Annotated in this window: 13 protein-coding genes and 1 pseudogene; 10 read left to right on the forward strand and 4 right to left on the reverse strand. The window is 62.3% G+C overall.

Features of this window, described 5'->3' with window-relative positions; translation table 11 throughout:
* From B3849_RS03440 to dtd, 10 genes and pseudogenes are all read left to right on the forward strand, one after another.
* Positions 1-589: pseudogene (locus B3849_RS03440) on the forward strand (pseudouridine synthase); the annotation flags it as partial.
* Positions 590-686: 97 nt separating this feature from the next.
* Positions 687-917 carry a hypothetical protein gene (locus tag B3849_RS03445; protein ID WP_005852271.1) on the forward strand — a complete coding sequence of 77 codons (231 nt, stop codon included), beginning with the start codon at positions 687-689 and terminating at the stop codon, positions 915-917.
* A 3-nt stretch (positions 918-920) separates the two neighbouring features.
* Positions 921-1,808 carry a 5-bromo-4-chloroindolyl phosphate hydrolysis family protein gene (locus tag B3849_RS03450; RefSeq protein ID WP_009826473.1) on the forward strand — a complete coding sequence of 296 codons (888 nt, stop codon included), beginning with the start codon at positions 921-923 and terminating at the stop codon, positions 1,806-1,808.
* A 36-nt stretch (positions 1,809-1,844) separates the two neighbouring features.
* Positions 1,845-3,020: a toxic anion resistance protein gene (locus B3849_RS03455; protein ID WP_005852269.1), complete on the forward strand. Its 1,176-nt coding sequence runs from the start codon at positions 1,845-1,847 to the stop codon at positions 3,018-3,020.
* Between the two features lie 26 nt (positions 3,021-3,046).
* Positions 3,047-4,006: a DUF2927 domain-containing protein gene (locus tag B3849_RS03460; protein WP_286779818.1), complete on the forward strand. Its 960-nt coding sequence runs from the start codon at positions 3,047-3,049 to the stop codon at positions 4,004-4,006.
* A gap of 35 nt (positions 4,007-4,041) precedes the next feature.
* The gene (locus tag B3849_RS03465; RefSeq protein ID WP_286779819.1) at positions 4,042-5,160 is read left to right on the forward strand and encodes an SPFH domain-containing protein; all 1,119 of its coding nucleotides are present in this window, start codon (positions 4,042-4,044) and stop codon (positions 5,158-5,160) included.
* A gap of 42 nt (positions 5,161-5,202) precedes the next feature.
* Complete coding sequence (locus B3849_RS03470; RefSeq protein WP_278425229.1) at positions 5,203-5,757, forward strand: cytochrome b/b6 domain-containing protein; 555 nt, start codon at positions 5,203-5,205, stop codon at positions 5,755-5,757.
* Positions 5,758-5,823: 66 nt separating this feature from the next.
* Positions 5,824-6,954 (forward strand): primosomal protein N' (replication factor Y) - superfamily II helicase, encoded by a 1,131-nt coding sequence (locus B3849_RS03475; protein WP_278375642.1) that lies wholly within the window; start codon positions 5,824-5,826, stop codon positions 6,952-6,954.
* Positions 6,951-7,625 (forward strand): nitroreductase family protein, encoded by a 675-nt coding sequence (locus tag B3849_RS03480; RefSeq protein WP_286779820.1) that lies wholly within the window; start codon positions 6,951-6,953, stop codon positions 7,623-7,625. The genes B3849_RS03475 and B3849_RS03480 overlap by 4 nt, the downstream gene beginning before the upstream one ends.
* A 1-nt stretch (position 7,626) precedes the next feature.
* Positions 7,627-8,073 carry a D-aminoacyl-tRNA deacylase gene (dtd, locus tag B3849_RS03485; protein ID WP_278425226.1) on the forward strand — a complete coding sequence of 149 codons (447 nt, stop codon included), beginning with the start codon at positions 7,627-7,629 and terminating at the stop codon, positions 8,071-8,073.
* Between the two features lie 60 nt (positions 8,074-8,133).
* On the opposite strand, the gene B3849_RS03490 is transcribed toward dtd, so the two are convergent.
* The 4 genes from B3849_RS03490 to B3849_RS03505 all read right to left on the reverse strand — a co-directional run bounded on the left by B3849_RS03490 (position 8,134) and on the right by B3849_RS03505 (position 16,454).
* Complete coding sequence (locus tag B3849_RS03490) at positions 8,134-9,324, reverse strand: HlyD family type I secretion periplasmic adaptor subunit (protein ID WP_278425224.1); 1,191 nt, start codon at positions 9,322-9,324, stop codon at positions 8,134-8,136.
* Entirely contained in the window at positions 9,321-11,543 is a 2,223-nt protein-coding gene (locus tag B3849_RS03495) for an ATP-binding cassette domain-containing protein (RefSeq protein ID WP_278425222.1), read from the reverse strand. Before B3849_RS03495 ends, B3849_RS03490 begins: the two co-directional genes overlap by 4 nt.
* Positions 11,540-12,847, reverse strand: coding sequence for a TolC family protein (locus B3849_RS03500; protein WP_414718012.1), 1,308 nt, complete (start codon positions 12,845-12,847; stop codon positions 11,540-11,542). The genes B3849_RS03495 and B3849_RS03500 overlap by 4 nt, the downstream gene beginning before the upstream one ends.
* A gap of 136 nt (positions 12,848-12,983) precedes the next feature.
* A complete protein-coding gene (locus B3849_RS03505; RefSeq protein WP_286779821.1) occupies positions 12,984-16,454 on the reverse strand; it encodes an Ig-like domain-containing protein in 3,471 nt (1,156 codons plus the stop codon).
* Between the last annotated feature and the right edge of the window lie 227 nt (positions 16,455-16,681).

Below are 16,681 nucleotides of genomic sequence, written 5' to 3' on the forward strand. Positions count from 1 at the left end.
GCCCTCGAACGGCTGGCTGCGCCGCTACCGCGTGCGCGTCAATGGCCGCCCCACCGACGATATGCTTGAACCGCTGCGCAAGGGCATCACCGTGGATGGCGAGGACTTTCAGCCGATGACGGTCACGCTGGACCGGCAACAAGGGGCGAACGCCTGGCTCACTGTCGGGCTGCGCGAAGGCAAGAACCGCGAGATCCGCCGCGCGATGGAAGCGGTGAACCTGTCGGTGAACCGGCTGATCCGCACCAGCTATGGCCCGTTCCAGCTTGGCGAGTTGAAAACCGGCGAGGTCGAGGAACTCAAGCGCAAGGTGGTCCGTGACCAGCTGGGCCTCGAGATTGCCGATACCACCGGCACCGCAGTCAAGAAAAAGCCCGCGCGCATCATCAAGCGCAAGGCCCGCAAACCCGGAGAGCCGGGCCCCGGTCGCCCCGGCCTGCCCAAGGAACCGGGTGACAAGACCGCGACGGGCAAGACCATCCCCGGCAAGCCCAAGCCCGGCTATGGCAAGTCCAAGCCCGCACGCCCCGCGTCCGACCCCGCGCCGCGCAAGTTCGGCACCCGCGTAAAATCCACCCGTAAACCCTGATTTCTGTGGGTTTACGGCCCTTTGGCCGCTACTTTTGCGTGCGTGACCCTAGCGGGTGGCGGGCACTGCGACTATATGTCGTGCAAAGGAAGGTCCGATGGGTCGATTGCTTGTCTTTGTCGCCACGCTGGCGCTGATTGTTGCGTTTGTCGCCGTTTTGGTGACAATCATCGCAAGGATTCTGGACGCGGGCCGTCGTGCATCGACACCAGCGCATGGACAGGAGGTTTATCGCCCCATGGCACCGACACCGTTTCAGAAAATCACCTATGCCGCGCTTGTCGTCTTGCTCTTCGGTGTCTCTACCGGCTGGCTCGGGGGGCTTTGATCCATGGCGCAGCGCTTTGGCGGTAAATACAGCAATCATGACACGAACGGCAGCACGCCGCCCCCGCAGGGCACCCGCGCCAAACGGATAGAGGTCGACCCCGCAAGCGGGCGGGCCAAAATTTTGTTCATCCCCGCCATTCCGCTTGTGTTCATGTCGTTGAACGACGGGGCGCAGGGGCTTGCATTGGGGCTGCTGGCGGCGGCGACGCTGACCGGTGCCGCATGGATGCTGCGCGAGGGGCTGAAAGCCGAAGCCGCCTATACCGCGCGCAAGGTCGCCGAACGCCCCGCCCTGCCGCGCAAGATTATCGCCAGCCTGCTGACCGGTGCCGGCGTGGCGCTTGCAGCCTACAAGAATGACCCCGGACTGGCCGCCCCTGTGCTTTATGCGCTGGCCGCGATGGGGCTGCATGTGTCGGCCTTTGGCATCGATCCGCTGACATCCAAAGGGATGGAGGGCGTGGACAGCTTCCAGAAAGACCGCGTCGCCCGTGTCGTGGACGAGGCGGAAAAGCACCTTGCCGCGATGAACACCGCCATTGCACGCGCGGGCGATCGCAAGGCGCGCGACCGGCTGGCGCAGTTTCAGGACACCGCGCGCACCCTGATACGCACTGTGCAGGATGATCCGCGTGATCTGACCGGTGCGCGCAAATACCTGTCGGTCTATCTGCTGGGCGCGCGTGACGCGACAATCAAGTTTGCGGATATCTACGCCAGCACCGGCGATGCGCAGGCACGCGCCGATTATCTGGCTTTGCTGGATGATCTGGACAAAAACTTTGCCGCGCGCACCCAAAAATCGCTATTGGAAGACAAGACCGATCTGAACATCGAAATCGACGTGCTGCGCGAGCGGCTTTCCCGAGAAGGCGTGCGTCTCGACTGACGCGCCCCGCCCCAAGAGCATAGGAATACTTGAAACATGTCTGATACCGTTCGTGACAAAGCGACCCAATCCGTAGCGTTGGTGGAAGAGGTCAACGCGCAGATCCTGCCCGACCCCGCCCCTGCGGATGCCGTCGTCTCGCTTGAGAAAGCCGATGCGCCACAATCGGCAGAGATCAAAAGCCGCATGGCAGAGATCGACATGGGCGACACGCAATCGATCATCGGTTTCGGGTCCGGCGCACAGGCCGAGTTGCAGGAGATCAGTCAGGCGATGTTGCAGGACGTGCGCAACAAGGATGTGGGCCCTGCCGGTGACAGCCTGCGCACGATCGTGACAACCATCCGCGGCTTTTCCGTGTCCGAGCTGGACGTGCGCCGTGAACGCAGCTGGTGGGAACGTCTTTTGGGCCGCGCGGCCCCCTTTGCCAAATTCACCGCCAAGTTCGAAAAGGTACAGGGTCAGATCGACCGCGTCACGGACGAGCTGCTGACTCATGAACATACCCTGCTCAAGGATATCAAATCCCTTGATATGCTGTACGAAAAGACGCTGCAGTTCTATGATGAGCTCGCGCTTTATATCGCCGCGGGCGAGGCCAAGCTGGCAGAGCTTGACGCGACCACAATCCCCGCCAAACAGGCAGAGGTCGACGCCGCACCAGAGGCGGATCAGGTCATGGTCGCACAGGAACTGCGCGACATCCGCGCCGCGCGGGACGATCTGGAACGCCGTGTGCATGACCTGAAACTGACCCGTCAGGTGACGATGCAATCGCTCCCCTCGATCCGCTTGGTGCAGGAAAATGACAAGTCGCTGGTGACCAAGATCAACTCGACCCTCGTGAACACCGTGCCGCTGTGGGAAACCCAGCTGGCGCAGGCGGTCACCATCCAGCGCAGCGTCGAAGCCGCCGCCGCCGTGCGTGACGCCAATGACCTGACGAACGAGCTGCTGACCTCTAACGCGCAGAACCTGCGCGAAAGCAACAAGGTCATCCGGACCGAGATGGAACGCGGCGTCTTCGACATCGAAGCCGTCAAACAGGCCAATGCCGACCTGATCGGCACCATTCAGGAATCGCTGCAGATCGCCGACGAAGGCAAGGCGCGCCGTGCCTCTGCCGAGAAAGACCTGCAAGAGATGGAGGCCAATCTGCGCGACACGCTGGCCTCCGCCAAAGCGGCCAAGCCCGCGTCCCCTGCGGCGTAACCCCGTCACAACCTGGAGCGCGCGATATGGTATGGCAACGGTTGGGGCGAACAGGATGGATCGGCACGGCGGCTGTGGTCGCCGCGCTGGCCGCCTGCACCCCGCAGCCCCCTGTTGAACCGACGCTGAAACCCATCGCGCGCCCCGACACGCCGCCGGCCCCGCCCCCCGTGGTGGCCAAGCCGACGTCGCAAAAAAGCGCCAAGCTGCGCAGCTATTTTAACCAGGTGCAACAGGCCCAGTTGAGCCAAGGATTGCTGCGCCGGGATGGTGGGGGGCAGGACACGCCCTTTACCGCCGACATGCTGGTGCGCAACTTTGAACAGATCGCTTTTTACAACGAATATAACGCCACCCTGACCGGACGTGGCGACAAGACCCCCATGCGCCGCTGGGAACGCCCCGTCCGGATGGAGGTCGTCTTTGGCGACAGCGTTCCCCCGTCCGAACGTGACCGCGATGCGGCCTCGATCCGCGACTATGCCACCCGCCTCGCCGCCACGACGCAGCATTCCATCACCGTGGGCGGCAAGCCGAACTTTATGGTGATTATCGCGGGCGAGGATGACCGCCCCGCCGCCCTTGCCCAAGCCGCCGAACGCATCCCCGGTGTGACCGCCGAAAGCCTTGCCGCGCTCAGCGATCTGCGCCGCGATACCTATTGCATCGTCGCCGCCTATGCCGGTGGCGCGGACCCAAGCACCTATACCGCTGCCGTCGCCGTCATCCGTGCCGAGAACCCCTCGCTTATGCGGCTGTCGTGTATCCATGAAGAACTTGCGCAGGGCCTTGGCCTTGCCAACGACAGCCCCACCGCGCGCCCGTCGATCTTTAACGATGACGACGAATTCGCCTTGCTGACCAAACACGACGAACTCCTGCTCAAGATGCTCTATGACAAGCGTCTGCGCCCCGGCATGACAGCAGAGCAGGTCAACCCGATCACCCGGATCATCGCACGCGAGTTGACGGACGGGCCGGTGTAACGCAGCTTTACGACGAAAGAATAAGGACCATTCCCATGGGCATTTTCGATTTCCTCTCCGGCCAGTTCATTGATGTCATCCACTGGACCGACGACACGCGCGACACCATGGTCTACCGCTTCGAGCGGCATGGCCACGAGATCAAATACGGGGCCAAGCTGACGGTCCGCGAAGGGCAAGCGGCGGTCTTTGTCCACGAAGGTCAACTGGCCGATGTGTTCACGCCCGGCCTTTATATGCTTGAAACCAATAACATGCCGATCATGACATCGCTGCAGCATTGGGATCACGGCTTCAAAAGCCCCTTCAAGTCCGAGATCTATTTCGTCAACACCACCCGTTTCAACGATCTGAAATGGGGCACCAAGAACCCGATCATCGTGCGCGACCCTGAATTCGGCCCCGTGCGCCTGCGTTCCTATGGTACCTACTCGGTCAAAGTGTCGGACCCCGCGCGGTTCCTGACCGAAATCGTGGGCACCGATGGTGAATTCACCATGGACGAGATCAGCTATCAAATCCGCAATATCATCGTGCAGGAATTCTCGCGCAGCATCGCGCTGTCCAATATTCCGGTCATGGATATGGCCGCCAATACCCGTGAGCTGGGCAAACTGGTGAGCACCGAAATCTCGGCCACCATTGCAGAATACGGGCTGACCATCCCCGAACTTTATATCGAAAACATCTCGCTCCCCCCCGCCGTGGAGGAGGTGATGGACAAACGGTCGTCGATGGGGGTGATCGGGGATTTGAACAAGTTCACGCAGTTCCAGGCGGCAGAGGCATTGGGCCGCGAGGGCGCTGCGGGCGCAGCAATGCAGACCGGTCTGGGTGCCGGATTGGGCATGCAGATGGGCCAGGCCGCCGCCGCGCAGGCAGGCCCGTGGGGTCCGCGCCCCGCGGCTGCGGCCCCCGCTGCACAGACGCCACCGCCCCCACCGCAACCTGAAAAGGTCTGGCATCTGGCAGAGAACGGCCAGACCAAGGGCCCGTTTTCAAAGGCCGCATTGGGCCGCATGGCCACGGATGGCGGGCTAACCCGCGAGACCTATGTCTGGACCCCCGGTCAGGATGGCTGGCTGAAAGCAGACGATGTGGCCGAGCTGGCGCAGCTCTTTACCGTGCTGCCGCCCCCGCCGCCGCCTGCGTAAGGCTCTGTGAAACTTGGAACGGGCAAGGCGCGTGTCTAGGCTATGACCTCACGCCGTCGCCCCTTGCTGCCCCACCGTCGGACCCTGATGAAGCTTTTGCATTGGGGCATGGTGCCGCTGTTTGTCTGGTTCCTGCTGGTGCAGCCGGCGGATGTGGCGCGGATCGGGCCTGCAGCGGTGCGGTTCCATTCGGTCATGGGCTTGGTCTTTGTCAGCGCGGCCCTGCTATGGTGGGTGTCCTACATGCGGCGCGGCCTGCTGGGGCGCCCCGGCCCCAAGCTTCGGGGCTGGGCCCGTTGGCTGCATCCGGTGCTGCACAAGACATTGATCTGGGGTATCTTTGGCGTCGCCCTGACAGGGCTGCTGATCGGGGTGACCTCGACCGTGCAGCTTTGGGCCGGTGGGATCGTCCCGATTGCCGTGCCCCTTGATATGCCGCGCGCCAACGACCTCGTCGGGCTGATCCACAGCATCGAATTCTACGCTCTTGCAGGCATCGCGCTGGCCCATGCCGCATTTCACATCTGGCGTCACCTTCGCCTGCGCGACAATGCCCTGCGCATCATGGCCCCTAAAGTGCTGCACCGTTTTTTGTGACCCTGCTCTGGCGGCAGGGAGCGCACTGCCCTATGTCTGGGGCAGGCCTGACCAAAGGACAGCTCTATGCCCGCCAGCACCGGCTTTGACGACCCCGACCTGCCCCCCCCACCGACCGAGGAACACCGGTTCCCCTGTGACACCTGCGGGTCCGATCTGCGGTTTGATCCTAAAAGATATCTGCTGGTCTGCGACCACTGCGGCAATACCGAAGAGATTTCAGGCACGCGCGGCGTGCATAACCCGATCGCCGAGCTGGATTTTCAAGCCGCACTGGCCAGCGCTCTCCCCCAATCGCAGATGGAGGATACACGGGTCACAACCTGCCCCAACTGCGCCGCACAGGTAGAGTTCGACCCCGGCAAACACGCCACCGAATGTCCGTTCTGCGCAACCCCTGTTGTGATCGATACCGGGGTCAACCGCCACATCAAACCCCGCGCCGTGCTGCCCTTTGGCCTGACCGAGGATACAGCACGCGATGCCATGACCGACTGGCTGGGCAGCCTGTGGTTTGCCCCCAATGGCCTGCAGGAATACGCGCGCAAGGGCCGCAAGATGCAAGGCATCTATGTGCCCTACTGGACCTATGACGCCGACACGCGCTCCAGCTATTCGGGCGAAAGGGGCACGGTCTATTACGTCACCCAGACCGTCATACGCGACGGCAAGCGGGTGCAGCAGCAGGTGCCGAAAATCCGCTGGCGGGCGACCTCGGGTCGGGTGGCGCGGTTCTTTGATGATGTGCTGGTGCTGGCGTCGAAATCGCTTCCCAAAAGGTTCACCGATGCGCTGGCCCCGTGGGATCTGGCGGCCCTTGAACCCTATGCCCCGGAATACCTCGCCGGGTTTCGCGCCGAAGCCTATGCGGTGACGCTTGATGAAGGCTATGCACAGGCACGCGAGGTGATGGACGCGATGATCCAGCGCGATGTGCGTTTTGATATCGGCGGCGACCGTCAGCGCATCCACAATATCCAGACGCAGGTCAGCGATGTGACGTTCAAACATATCCTGCTGCCGGTCTGGCTGGCAGCTTACAAGTACCGCGGCAAGACCTATCGTTTTGTGGTCAACGGCCGCACTGGCAGCGTACAGGGCGAACGCCCCTATTCCGCTGTGAAAATCACCTTTGCCGTGATCCTTGGTCTGATTGTCGCAGGGGTCGTTGGCTATTTTATGGCGCTCCAAAAATGACCCAGATCGATACATTCACCGACATCCTGCGCGCGCGTTCTTCGTGCCGCGCCTTTCGCCCCGATCCGGTCGACGACGCGCTCATCACCCGTATCGTCGACGCAGCGCGCCACGTGCCGTCGTGGTGCAATGCGCAGCCTTGGCAGCTGACCGTCACCAAAGGGGCCGCGACCGACCGCTTCCGCGACGCTTTGGCGCTAGAGATTGCCAAAGGCACACCCCCCGCCCCCGATCTGGACTGGCCGGCCTCTTACAGCGGCGTCTACGGCGACCGGCGGCGGACCTGCGGGTTCCAGCTTTATGACGCCGTCGGGATCGAGAAATCGGACCATGCGGGCCGCATGGCGCAGATGATGCGGAACTATGCCTTGTTTGACGCGCCCCATGTGGCGATCGTGACCTCCCCGGCTGAGCTTGGGGCTTACGGGGCGATGGACAGCGGCGGCTTTGTCACGGCCTTTACGCTGGCGGCCACAGCGCTTGGGGTGGCCACCAGCGCCCAAGCCGCTATCGCTGCCTATGCGCCCACCGTGCGACAGCATTTCGACCTGCCGCAAGACCGCCTGATCCTTTGCGCGATTTCCTTTGGCTATGCGGATGACGCGGCACCGATCAACCGGTTCCGCACGCAGCGGGCCACCCCTGAAGACATCATCGATTGGAAATCCTGATATGCGCGCACTCCTACAACGCGTCAGCAACGCCTCCGTCACTGTCGACGGCCAGATCATCGGTCACATCGAACACGGGCTGCTGATCTTCGTCTGCGCAATGCCCGACGATACACATGCGACCGCGCAAGTACTGGCACAAAAGATCGCCAAGCTGCGTCTGTTCAAGGATGATGCTGGCAAAATGAACCGCAGCCTGCCGGATACGGGCGGCAGCGCGCTGATTGTCAGCCAGTTCACCCTTGCCGCCGATACCTCCCGCGGGACCCGCCCCGGTTTCTCGCGGGCCGCCAAGCCCGATCAGGCCAAAACGCTATACGAAGATTTCATCGCCTGCGTCGACGCCCTCGGCATTCATGTCCAAACCGGTTCATTCGGGGCCGATATGTCCGTCGCGCTCACCAACGACGGCCCCGTCACCCTCTGGCTCGACACAGAAAACCCCTGATCTTCCAAATGGAAAAAATCCTCGGGGGGTCAGGGGGGCAGACAGCCCCCCTTGTCCCGCCTACGGCTCCCGAAACGCCTCTTTGGACTTGTAAAGCGGCTTCAACAGATACTGCAGAACCGTCTTTGATCCTGTGTGCAACTCCACGCTTGCCTGCATGCCGGGTCGGATTTGCAACGACGCCTGCCGCGGGGTGAGGTGTTCTGTGTCCACCTGCAACGTGACCTTATAGTGCGGATCCCCATCCGGCGCGCGGGATCGTTCGTCCTTGAACGTATCCGCCGAGATCAATTTGACCGTGCCCTTCAACGTGCCATAGATCGTATAGTCATAGGCCGACAGCTTGACTGTCGCCTCTTGGCCGGGGCGCACGCCGGCGATGTCTTCGGGCTTGACGCGGGCCTCGACGAAAAGCTCTTCGTCCAGCGGGATGATCTGCAAAATCTGCTCGCCCGGGCGCACGACGCCGCCGATGGTGGTCACGCTCAGGTTGTTGACGATGCCGCGCAGGGGGCTGACCAGGACGGTGCGGTTCAACTGGTCCGTGCTCGCCTTGAGGTTCTGTTTCAGCGTCGCCAGTTCCTTGAGCACATCGGAATATTCCTGCGCACGCTCCAGTTCTGTGCCGGTGACGATCTCGTCCAGCTTGATCCGCGCATCCGCATGGGTCTTGCGCGCGCGCGTCACCTCGATCAGCGAAACGATCTTTTTCTTGAGCATATTCTCAAGCAGCTCACGCTCTTTCAACGCCTCGGTCAGCACCCGCCCCGCCCCTTCGGAGCGCGAGACAAAGTCCGATTGCCGCGCTTTCAGCAATGCCCGTTCAGAGGCGACGATATCGGGCGTGCGCGTGGCGAAGGCGTCGGGCACGTCAAAGTCGTACTGTCCGGCCAGCTCTGCCTCCAGGCGCAGACGGCGGATTTCAAAGGCGCTGATCTGGTCGCGCAGGTCGTCCACGGCAGATTGGAACTGGGTGCCATGCAGACGGGCCAACACGTCGCCCTTCTCCACATGATCGCCCTCGCCCACGGCAAGTTCTGCCAGAATACCACCTTCGAGGTTCTGGATGATCTGGGGGCGCGAGCTGGAAATCATCGACCCTTCGGCACGCACGATTTCGTCGACCCATGCAAAGGCAGCCCACAACAGGAAGACCAGTACCGACGCGCCGCAAAGCCAGATCACCATGGATGGCCCACGCATCTGCCCCGTCATCTGCGCGCCCAGTGGCGTGGTGCTAAGACTGCTCATGCGACGTGCCCCTTCTGTCCCGCCAGATGGGCAAGCACTTTTTCCTTGGGCCCGTCGATGGTCATGCGGCCATCCTGCAGCACCAGCGTGCGTTCGGTCAGCGCAAGGATCGGGGCGCGGTGGGTTGCGATGATCGCGGTGCGCCCTGCCATCCAGCTTTGCAACCGCGAGACCAGCGTTGCCTCCAACCTTTGGTCCAGCGCTGCTGTGGGTTCGTCCAGCAGGCAGATCGCCGGATCCTGCAACCACAGGCGCGCCCAACCGATGGATTGACGCTGCCCGATAGACAGGCCCGCGCCCGCGTCCTTGATCTCTAGGTCCAGCCCCTTGTGGTGGTTGCGCACGAACGGCCCCAGCCCTGCGAAATCAAGGGCTGCGTGAAGGCGGTCGTCGTCGCGTTCCAGCATGGTGAGGTTCAGGTTATCGCGCAGCGTGCCCGAGAACAGGCGCACGTCCTGTCCCAGATAGCCGATCAGCCGGCGCAGGTCGCGCGGCTCGATCTGGCCCAGCTCTGTGCCGTCCACCAGAATGCGCCCTTCGGTCGGGGCATAAAGCCCGCTGAGCATCTTCAGCAGTGTCGATTTGCCCGATCCATTGGCCCCCAGCACGGCGACATGCTGCCCCGGCTGGATCAACATGGCTTTGATGTCCACCGTCGGGGCACCGTCATCCTCGTAGCGGAAGATCACGTCGCGCAGTTCGAACTGGCCTTTCAGCTTTTCCCGGCGCAGATAGGTGCGCGCCTCTGCGGTGTCCTGCGGCGCGGCGACAATCGCGTCGAGCCCGTCAAGCGCGCCTTTGACATTGCCCCACCGCGCCATCGTGCCCGACAGCTGCGTCAGCGGCCCCAGCGTCCGGCCCGTCAGGATACCGACCGCGATGATCGACCCCACGGTAAATTCCCCCGCAAACACCAGATAGGTGCCCACGATGACCGCTGCGACATAGGTGGCCTGCTGGACACCTTGGCTCCAGAACGTGAGGAAGGACGCGAGCTTGCGTTGCTCTGACGATTTGACGGACGACAGGGTGTTCAGCTCGGTCCACAGGCGCAGCACGCGGTCCTCTGCCCTTTGGGTCTTGACCGTATCAAGCTCGAATATCGCCTCGTGCAGCAGCCGGGAGGATTTGGTCGACGCGCCTTGGGTCTCCTGCGTCAGTTGGATCGCTTTCTTTTGCAGAAAGAACCCCGGCACAAGCATCAGGATACCGCCAAGCACCAACACCCACACAACATTCCCCGCAATGCTGGCCACGAGGAAGAGGAACACGAAGATAAAGGGGATATCCGCGATCGTGCCAATGGTCGACGCGGTAAAGAATTCACGCACCGATCCGAATTCGCGCATCGCGGAAAACAGCTGGTTTGGGGCTTGGCCGCGCGTGTCGGACCGCATCCCCAGCAACCGGCGCATCAGGATGTCCTGCACCGACAGCTCGATCTGCCGCCCTGCCCCATCCATCAGACGCGCCCGCGCCATCTTGAGGAAAGCTTCCATCAGCAACGCGAGCCCCGCACCGGCGGCGAGCACCCAAAGCGTCGCTTCGGACTGATGCGGGATCACGCGGTCATAGACCTGCAAGGAAAACAGCGCCACAGCGACGGCCAGCAGGTTGGCCACGAAAGACCCCGTCGCGACCTCTATCAACTGGCGACGAAAGCGCGGAAACTGCCCCCAGAACCAATGCGCAGGCGCGCCATCGGTCTTATGGGTTTCGGCCACCGTTTTCAGCGAAGCTTCGGCCCGCAGGATCAGCCCCGCAAAGAAGGGTTTGAAATCGCTGATCGGCACCATCGCGCGATTGTCGGTGCACGTCGTGTCATACAGGATCAGATCGCCACGCTGCTGCCCCATGACAAGCAAGACCTGCCCCGAGGTCATATAGGCCAGCGCAGGCCACATATCCTTAGAGATCCCCCGCGCCCGGCTGACTTGTGTCACCAGCCCTGCGCTTTCCATCCCGCGGGCCAGTGCTTCGGCCTCTACCTGTGGATCATTGCCCTGCAAGGGGGCCGTGGCGACGATTTCAAAGATGTCGCGTGGCGCGGTGGTGACGCCCAGCAATCCGGCATAGGTCGCGGCCAGTTTGGCCCGCGCCATCAGACGGTCTTCGGGGCGGTTGGCGTTCTCTGCCTTGGGCCGGGCTGCATCCGCCGCCGCCATCCGACCCTGATTGCCGTTGGTGATTGTCAGCGTAAAGGTCGGCTTCTGGGTCAAATCGCGCTCCCGTCCGCCAACACGCCCTGTATCTGCGCCATCTCGATCTTCAGACGCACGGCCTCGTACTTGAGGCTGATCTGCGACTGCTGCTGACGCGAATAGGTCTCGTAGACGCCGACAACATCCATGACCTGACGCTGACCGGCGTCATATTGTTCCTGAAACAGGTCAAGGTTGCGTTTGGCCTGTGCCGCAAGGGTCGCGGCCTCGGCAGCCTGACGGGTCTTGGCGCTCAGCTGTTTTTCCAGACGGCGCAGCGCGCGGTTGGCATCCTCGACCGATTGCCGGACCTTGCGGGTCGCGGTTTCCTCGGCCATGGCCGACGCATCAAGCGAGGCTTTGGTGCCCAGACCCAGAAGCTGATCCGATTCAAGGGTCAGCCCTGCGCCGCCCCCTTCACCGATGGTCGCACCCGCCGACAGCCCCGGCAGCAATCCGGCGCGTTCCACCTTGGCGGCGGCGATGGCGCGGGTCTTTTCGGCCTCGGCACGCACCACGGACAAAGGCGCACCGGCAAAGCTGTTCACGGGCACTTCGGGCAAGCCGTGCAGCGTATCCAGCGGGCGGATCGACATGGCGTTCAGCTCGGACATCGACGTGGCTTCGCGTTCGACGGAGGCATCAAGCGTGGCGCGGATCTCAAGGAGTTTCTGGCGCAGAATGGTCAGGTCGGACACATCGGACACGCCGCCTTTGACCCGTTCCTGCATCACCCATTCGAAATGCGTCATATCCTTAAGCGCGACACGGTTCAGCGCGGCGGTATCGCGCGCCTCGATCGCATTGGTGTAGAGCTTCAGCGCAGTCGCCACGCGGTCGTTCGTATCTTGCGCCAGTGACACGGCAGCGACCTCGACATCGGCCACGGCAAAGGCGCGTTCACCGGCACGGCGGCCATTGTCAAACAGCACCTGATCCACCACCAGATTGGCCGCCAGCGACCCCAAGGATGTCAGGCTGACCTGCGGCCCGATCTTGGGCAACCAGTTCTTGCTTGCTGCTTCCGAGCGCATGGTGGCGGCGCGCAGCTCTGCCTCGGCGGTGCGGCTGTTGGCGGCCAGCACGGCAGAGGCCACCTGATCCGACACGGTGTCATCGGGCAGAACAGAAGACCGCAGCGCCAGACCCTGGATGATCTGGCTGTCTGCGGTGATTTTTTCGGCGTAGGTGGGTTTGATCCCCTGCGAGGCATCGGGGGTGCGGAACCGGGTAACGATGTCAGATTGCATCAGGTCACCGGGCATCATGCCGCTGCCGAAATCCGACATGCAGCCGGATAGGGCCAGCGCTGCTGCGCACATGCCCCCTGCCCGTTTTACACTCTGCCTCATTATCCTGCCCTTAACGTGCCGGTTTTTTTATTCTGGAAACGCCTGCGGTCGTTGCCGCCTGCGTGTGCCAACCGCGCCCCCTTGAACAGAGGGCGCGGTGCAATCTTTAGACGATGACGTTAATGTCGTTATCGATCATCAGCGTGGCTTCGTCGCCCAGTGTATAGATGTCATAGGTTTGATCCCCACGCACCTCTGAACCGCCACGTACCGCGCCTGTGATTGTCACGGTGTCGTCGTTATGCCCGTCGATGATCAGCTCGTTCGTGTTGCTCGACAGGTTGACCAGCGCGGTTTCCGTGATCGTCAGATGCGCCTCTTCGGCGAACTGCAGATCAACGGTTTCGATGTTGTAGTTTCCCAGATTCGGGTTGGTCAGGGTCAACTGCGTGTTCGCCGCTTCATCATCCAGCGCCAGATACGTGCCGGAAAAGTTTCCCGCAGCGTCAGTGGCCGTGACAATCAGGTCGGACCCGTCTGGCACATTGCTTTCGAACTGGAAGTTACGCTCGCCAATGGCGTCGATGTCAAAGCTGGTCGATTCCACTTCCGAGATGGAGCGGTCTGCGTTCACCTGATGCACCTCAAGCGTATCGGGGCTGATCTCGGTCGAGATGCCACGAATACCGTCACCGTCGCGGGTATAGGACGCGATGACGGGGCCTTCGGGCGCATAGGTATCGATTGCGAGCGTGTCGGTGATCGACGCGATGTTGCCCACATGGTCCGTGGCGGTGACAGAGATGTCGGCGTCATAGGTGCCCTGACGGATTTCCGAAGGCGGGATCGTGACCGACCAGTTGCCAGCACCGTCCACAAACGCGGTGTAGTTGGTGCCGTCAAAGTTGACCACTACGCTAGATCCCGCTTCGACCTGACCGTTCAGATCAATGCCGGTCTGGGCTTCACGTGCGCTGACCACAGCGTCGCTGCCGCCCGCTTGGTTCATGTCGAGCGGATCCACGACCGTGTCGATCAGCACCGCGTGGCTTGCCGTGGCAGAGTTGCCCGCGGCATCCGTTGCCTTGACCGAAACGGTGGTGTTGATCGTGCCCTCGGGCACTTGACCCGGCGCAAAGGTGACGGACCAGTTGCCATTCGCATCCACCGCGCCGTTCACCGATGCCGCGCCAAGCGACACGACCACGGACGAGCCGATTTCAGAAGTGCCGGTGACCAGAACGCCGCCATTCGCCAGACGCTCTGCCCCGCTGATGATGTCATCGCCTTCGACGGTGTTCAGCGACAGGTTGTCGACGCGGGTGTCCACGCGCACGCTGTCAGAGGCGCTGCGGCTGTTGCCCGCCGCGTCGGTCGTGGTTGCGGTGATGTCGGCGGTATAAACGCCTTGGGCAACTTCGCCCGCGGCGTAATAGGCGGTCCACTGACCGTTGCCATTTGCCACAACCGTATGGGTGACACCCGCCAGCGTGACCTGCACAACAGCACCCGCATCGGCGGTGCCCGAGATGGCCACACCGTCACTTGCCTCGGCCGCGTTCACCACGTCGTCGCCCTCGACGGGCAGCGGGCTGATGGTCAGCGAACCGGCTTCGGTATCGACTGAAACAGACTGCGATACGCTATCAACGTTACCTGCCGCGTCGGTGGCGGTGGCGGTCATTGTGCTGGTGTAGGTGCCTGCGGGGATGTCGCTGGGGGCGAAGCTGACGGTCCATGTGCCGTCCGCCGCAACCGTGGCCGCACGCGACACTTGGCCAAGCTGGACCATAACAGTCGAGCCGGGTTCAACTGTGCCGGTCATCACGATGCCCTGCGCCGCCTCTGCCGCGTTCACGACCCCGTCGCTGCCGCCGGTCTGGCCGGTGAAGGCAAGGTTGTTGACCAAAGTATCGACATCGACTTGGCCGGTTGCGGTGGCCGTGTTGCCCGCCGCATCGGTCGCGACTGCGGTCACTGTCGCCGTCGTCTCGCCCGTCGGAATTTCGGAGGCCGCGAAATCCGCGGACCAGTTGCCGTTTGCGTCAACCACCGCGTCGCGGGTCACACCCCCAAAGGTGACCTGAACGGTCGACCCGGGCTGCGATGTGCCGGTCAGCGTCACACCGTCGCCACGCTCTGCCGCGTTGATCACGCCGTCAACTTCGACAGTATCCGCTGCGATCGCGACTTCAGAGACGGTATCGACGACCAGCTGCTCGGTCGAGGTGGAGCTGTTGCCGAAAGCGTCGGTGGTCACGATGGTGACATCGCTGACGTATTCGCCTTCGGGCAAGGTGCCCGCCTGCCATGTCGCGGACCATGTGCCGTTGTCGCCCACAGTTGCGGTGCGGGTGATGCCACCGATGGTCAGCTGCACGGTTGAACCGGGCTCACCCGTGCCGTTCAGGGTGACACCGTTGCCAAACGATGCGGCATTATAGCTGTCGCCCACGGATTGCGTGCCCGATGTCACAGCGACGGTCGGTGCGATGGTATCGACCACCAGCGTTTCGGTGGTGGTGGAGGTATTGCCGTATTGATCGGTGGTCTTGATCAGAACCTCTGTCTCGTATTCGCCTCCCTCCAGCGTGCCGGGTTCGAATGTGACGGACCATGTGCCGTCTTCGCCGACGGTGGTGCTGCGCGTGACATCCGCGACGGTCACGTCAACGGTCGCGCCCGCTTCACCGTTCCCGGTCAGCGTGACGCCATTCGCAAAGGAGTCACCGTTAAAGAAGTCGCCGACACTCTGCGTGCCTTCGGACATGGTGACCGTGGGGGCTGTGGTGTCGATGACAAAGCTCGGCCCGTCAAGCACGATCTCATTGCCGTCCGTGGTCACGACGACCTCGGCTTCATAGGTGCCGTCGTCGGGGAAGTTATCGCCTTCGAACACGGCTTCGAATGTGCCGTCGTCGCCAACTGTTGTTGTGACTTCTTTATCGCCGATGGTGACCACGACCTCGGACCCGGGCTCGCCGCCGCCAGTGACAACGACCTGCTCTACCGCGCCGTCGCCGCCGACCGTGCCGGTTGCGTCGGGTTCATTCACGAACGGAGGGGCGACCGAAGGGCTGCCGCCATTGCCGCCACCGCCGCCGCCCAGAACGGCAGCACCACCGACAACCGCCGCACCGGCTGCTGCCGCGGCACCACCACCGCCAACGACGCCGCCCAGCAAGGGTGCTGCCAACATCGACACTTCGTCGTCACCCGCGCCCGGCATGACACCGCCCGGCACAGATGCCACATCGCTGCGGCCCAGATAGATCAGATCGTCAGAGGGGCTCCATTTGCCCCACTGCTCGGTCGGGCCGTATTGCGCATAAAGCCCGCCGCCTTCGGCCTCGACGAATGCGACTTCGTTCAGATAGCCATCTGACGAAATGAACAGGCGGTTCGCGGCACCGGTTTCGTTAAAGTAATTCTCGATGGTGATGACCGACCCGTCATTCAGCGTGAGCACAAGGTCGTTGCCCGACCGCTGATGCGATTGAAAATCGGTCTGACGCAGGTTCAGCGAGATTTCCTGACCTGATGTCGCTTGGATAACATGGAAGTTTGCGTTTTCCGCAACCGTGCCACGCTGCAATGCGCCCGCTTGATCGCGAACGACGAAATCTATCGTCTTCATAATATCTGCTCCACCTCGGTGCGCATTCTGCGCGCGACACCTGAGAAATTTTATGACCGCCAACGCGTTGATCGCATCGTGCAGCCGCCTGATTATGTCCGTCGTAAAAAACGAAACGTATTATTGAGGCAGAAGGTAGCCGCTTAGACACATAAAAGCCAAGGTTAAAGTGGAACGCCACATTCTTGCCTTATTTCAACAGTGCAACACGGCCACAGTTTCTACCA

The sequence above is a fragment of the Sulfitobacter sp. UBA4523 genome (assembly GCF_002388305.1).
Classification (GTDB): Bacteria; Pseudomonadota; Alphaproteobacteria; order Rhodobacterales; family Rhodobacteraceae; genus Sulfitobacter; species Sulfitobacter pontiacus.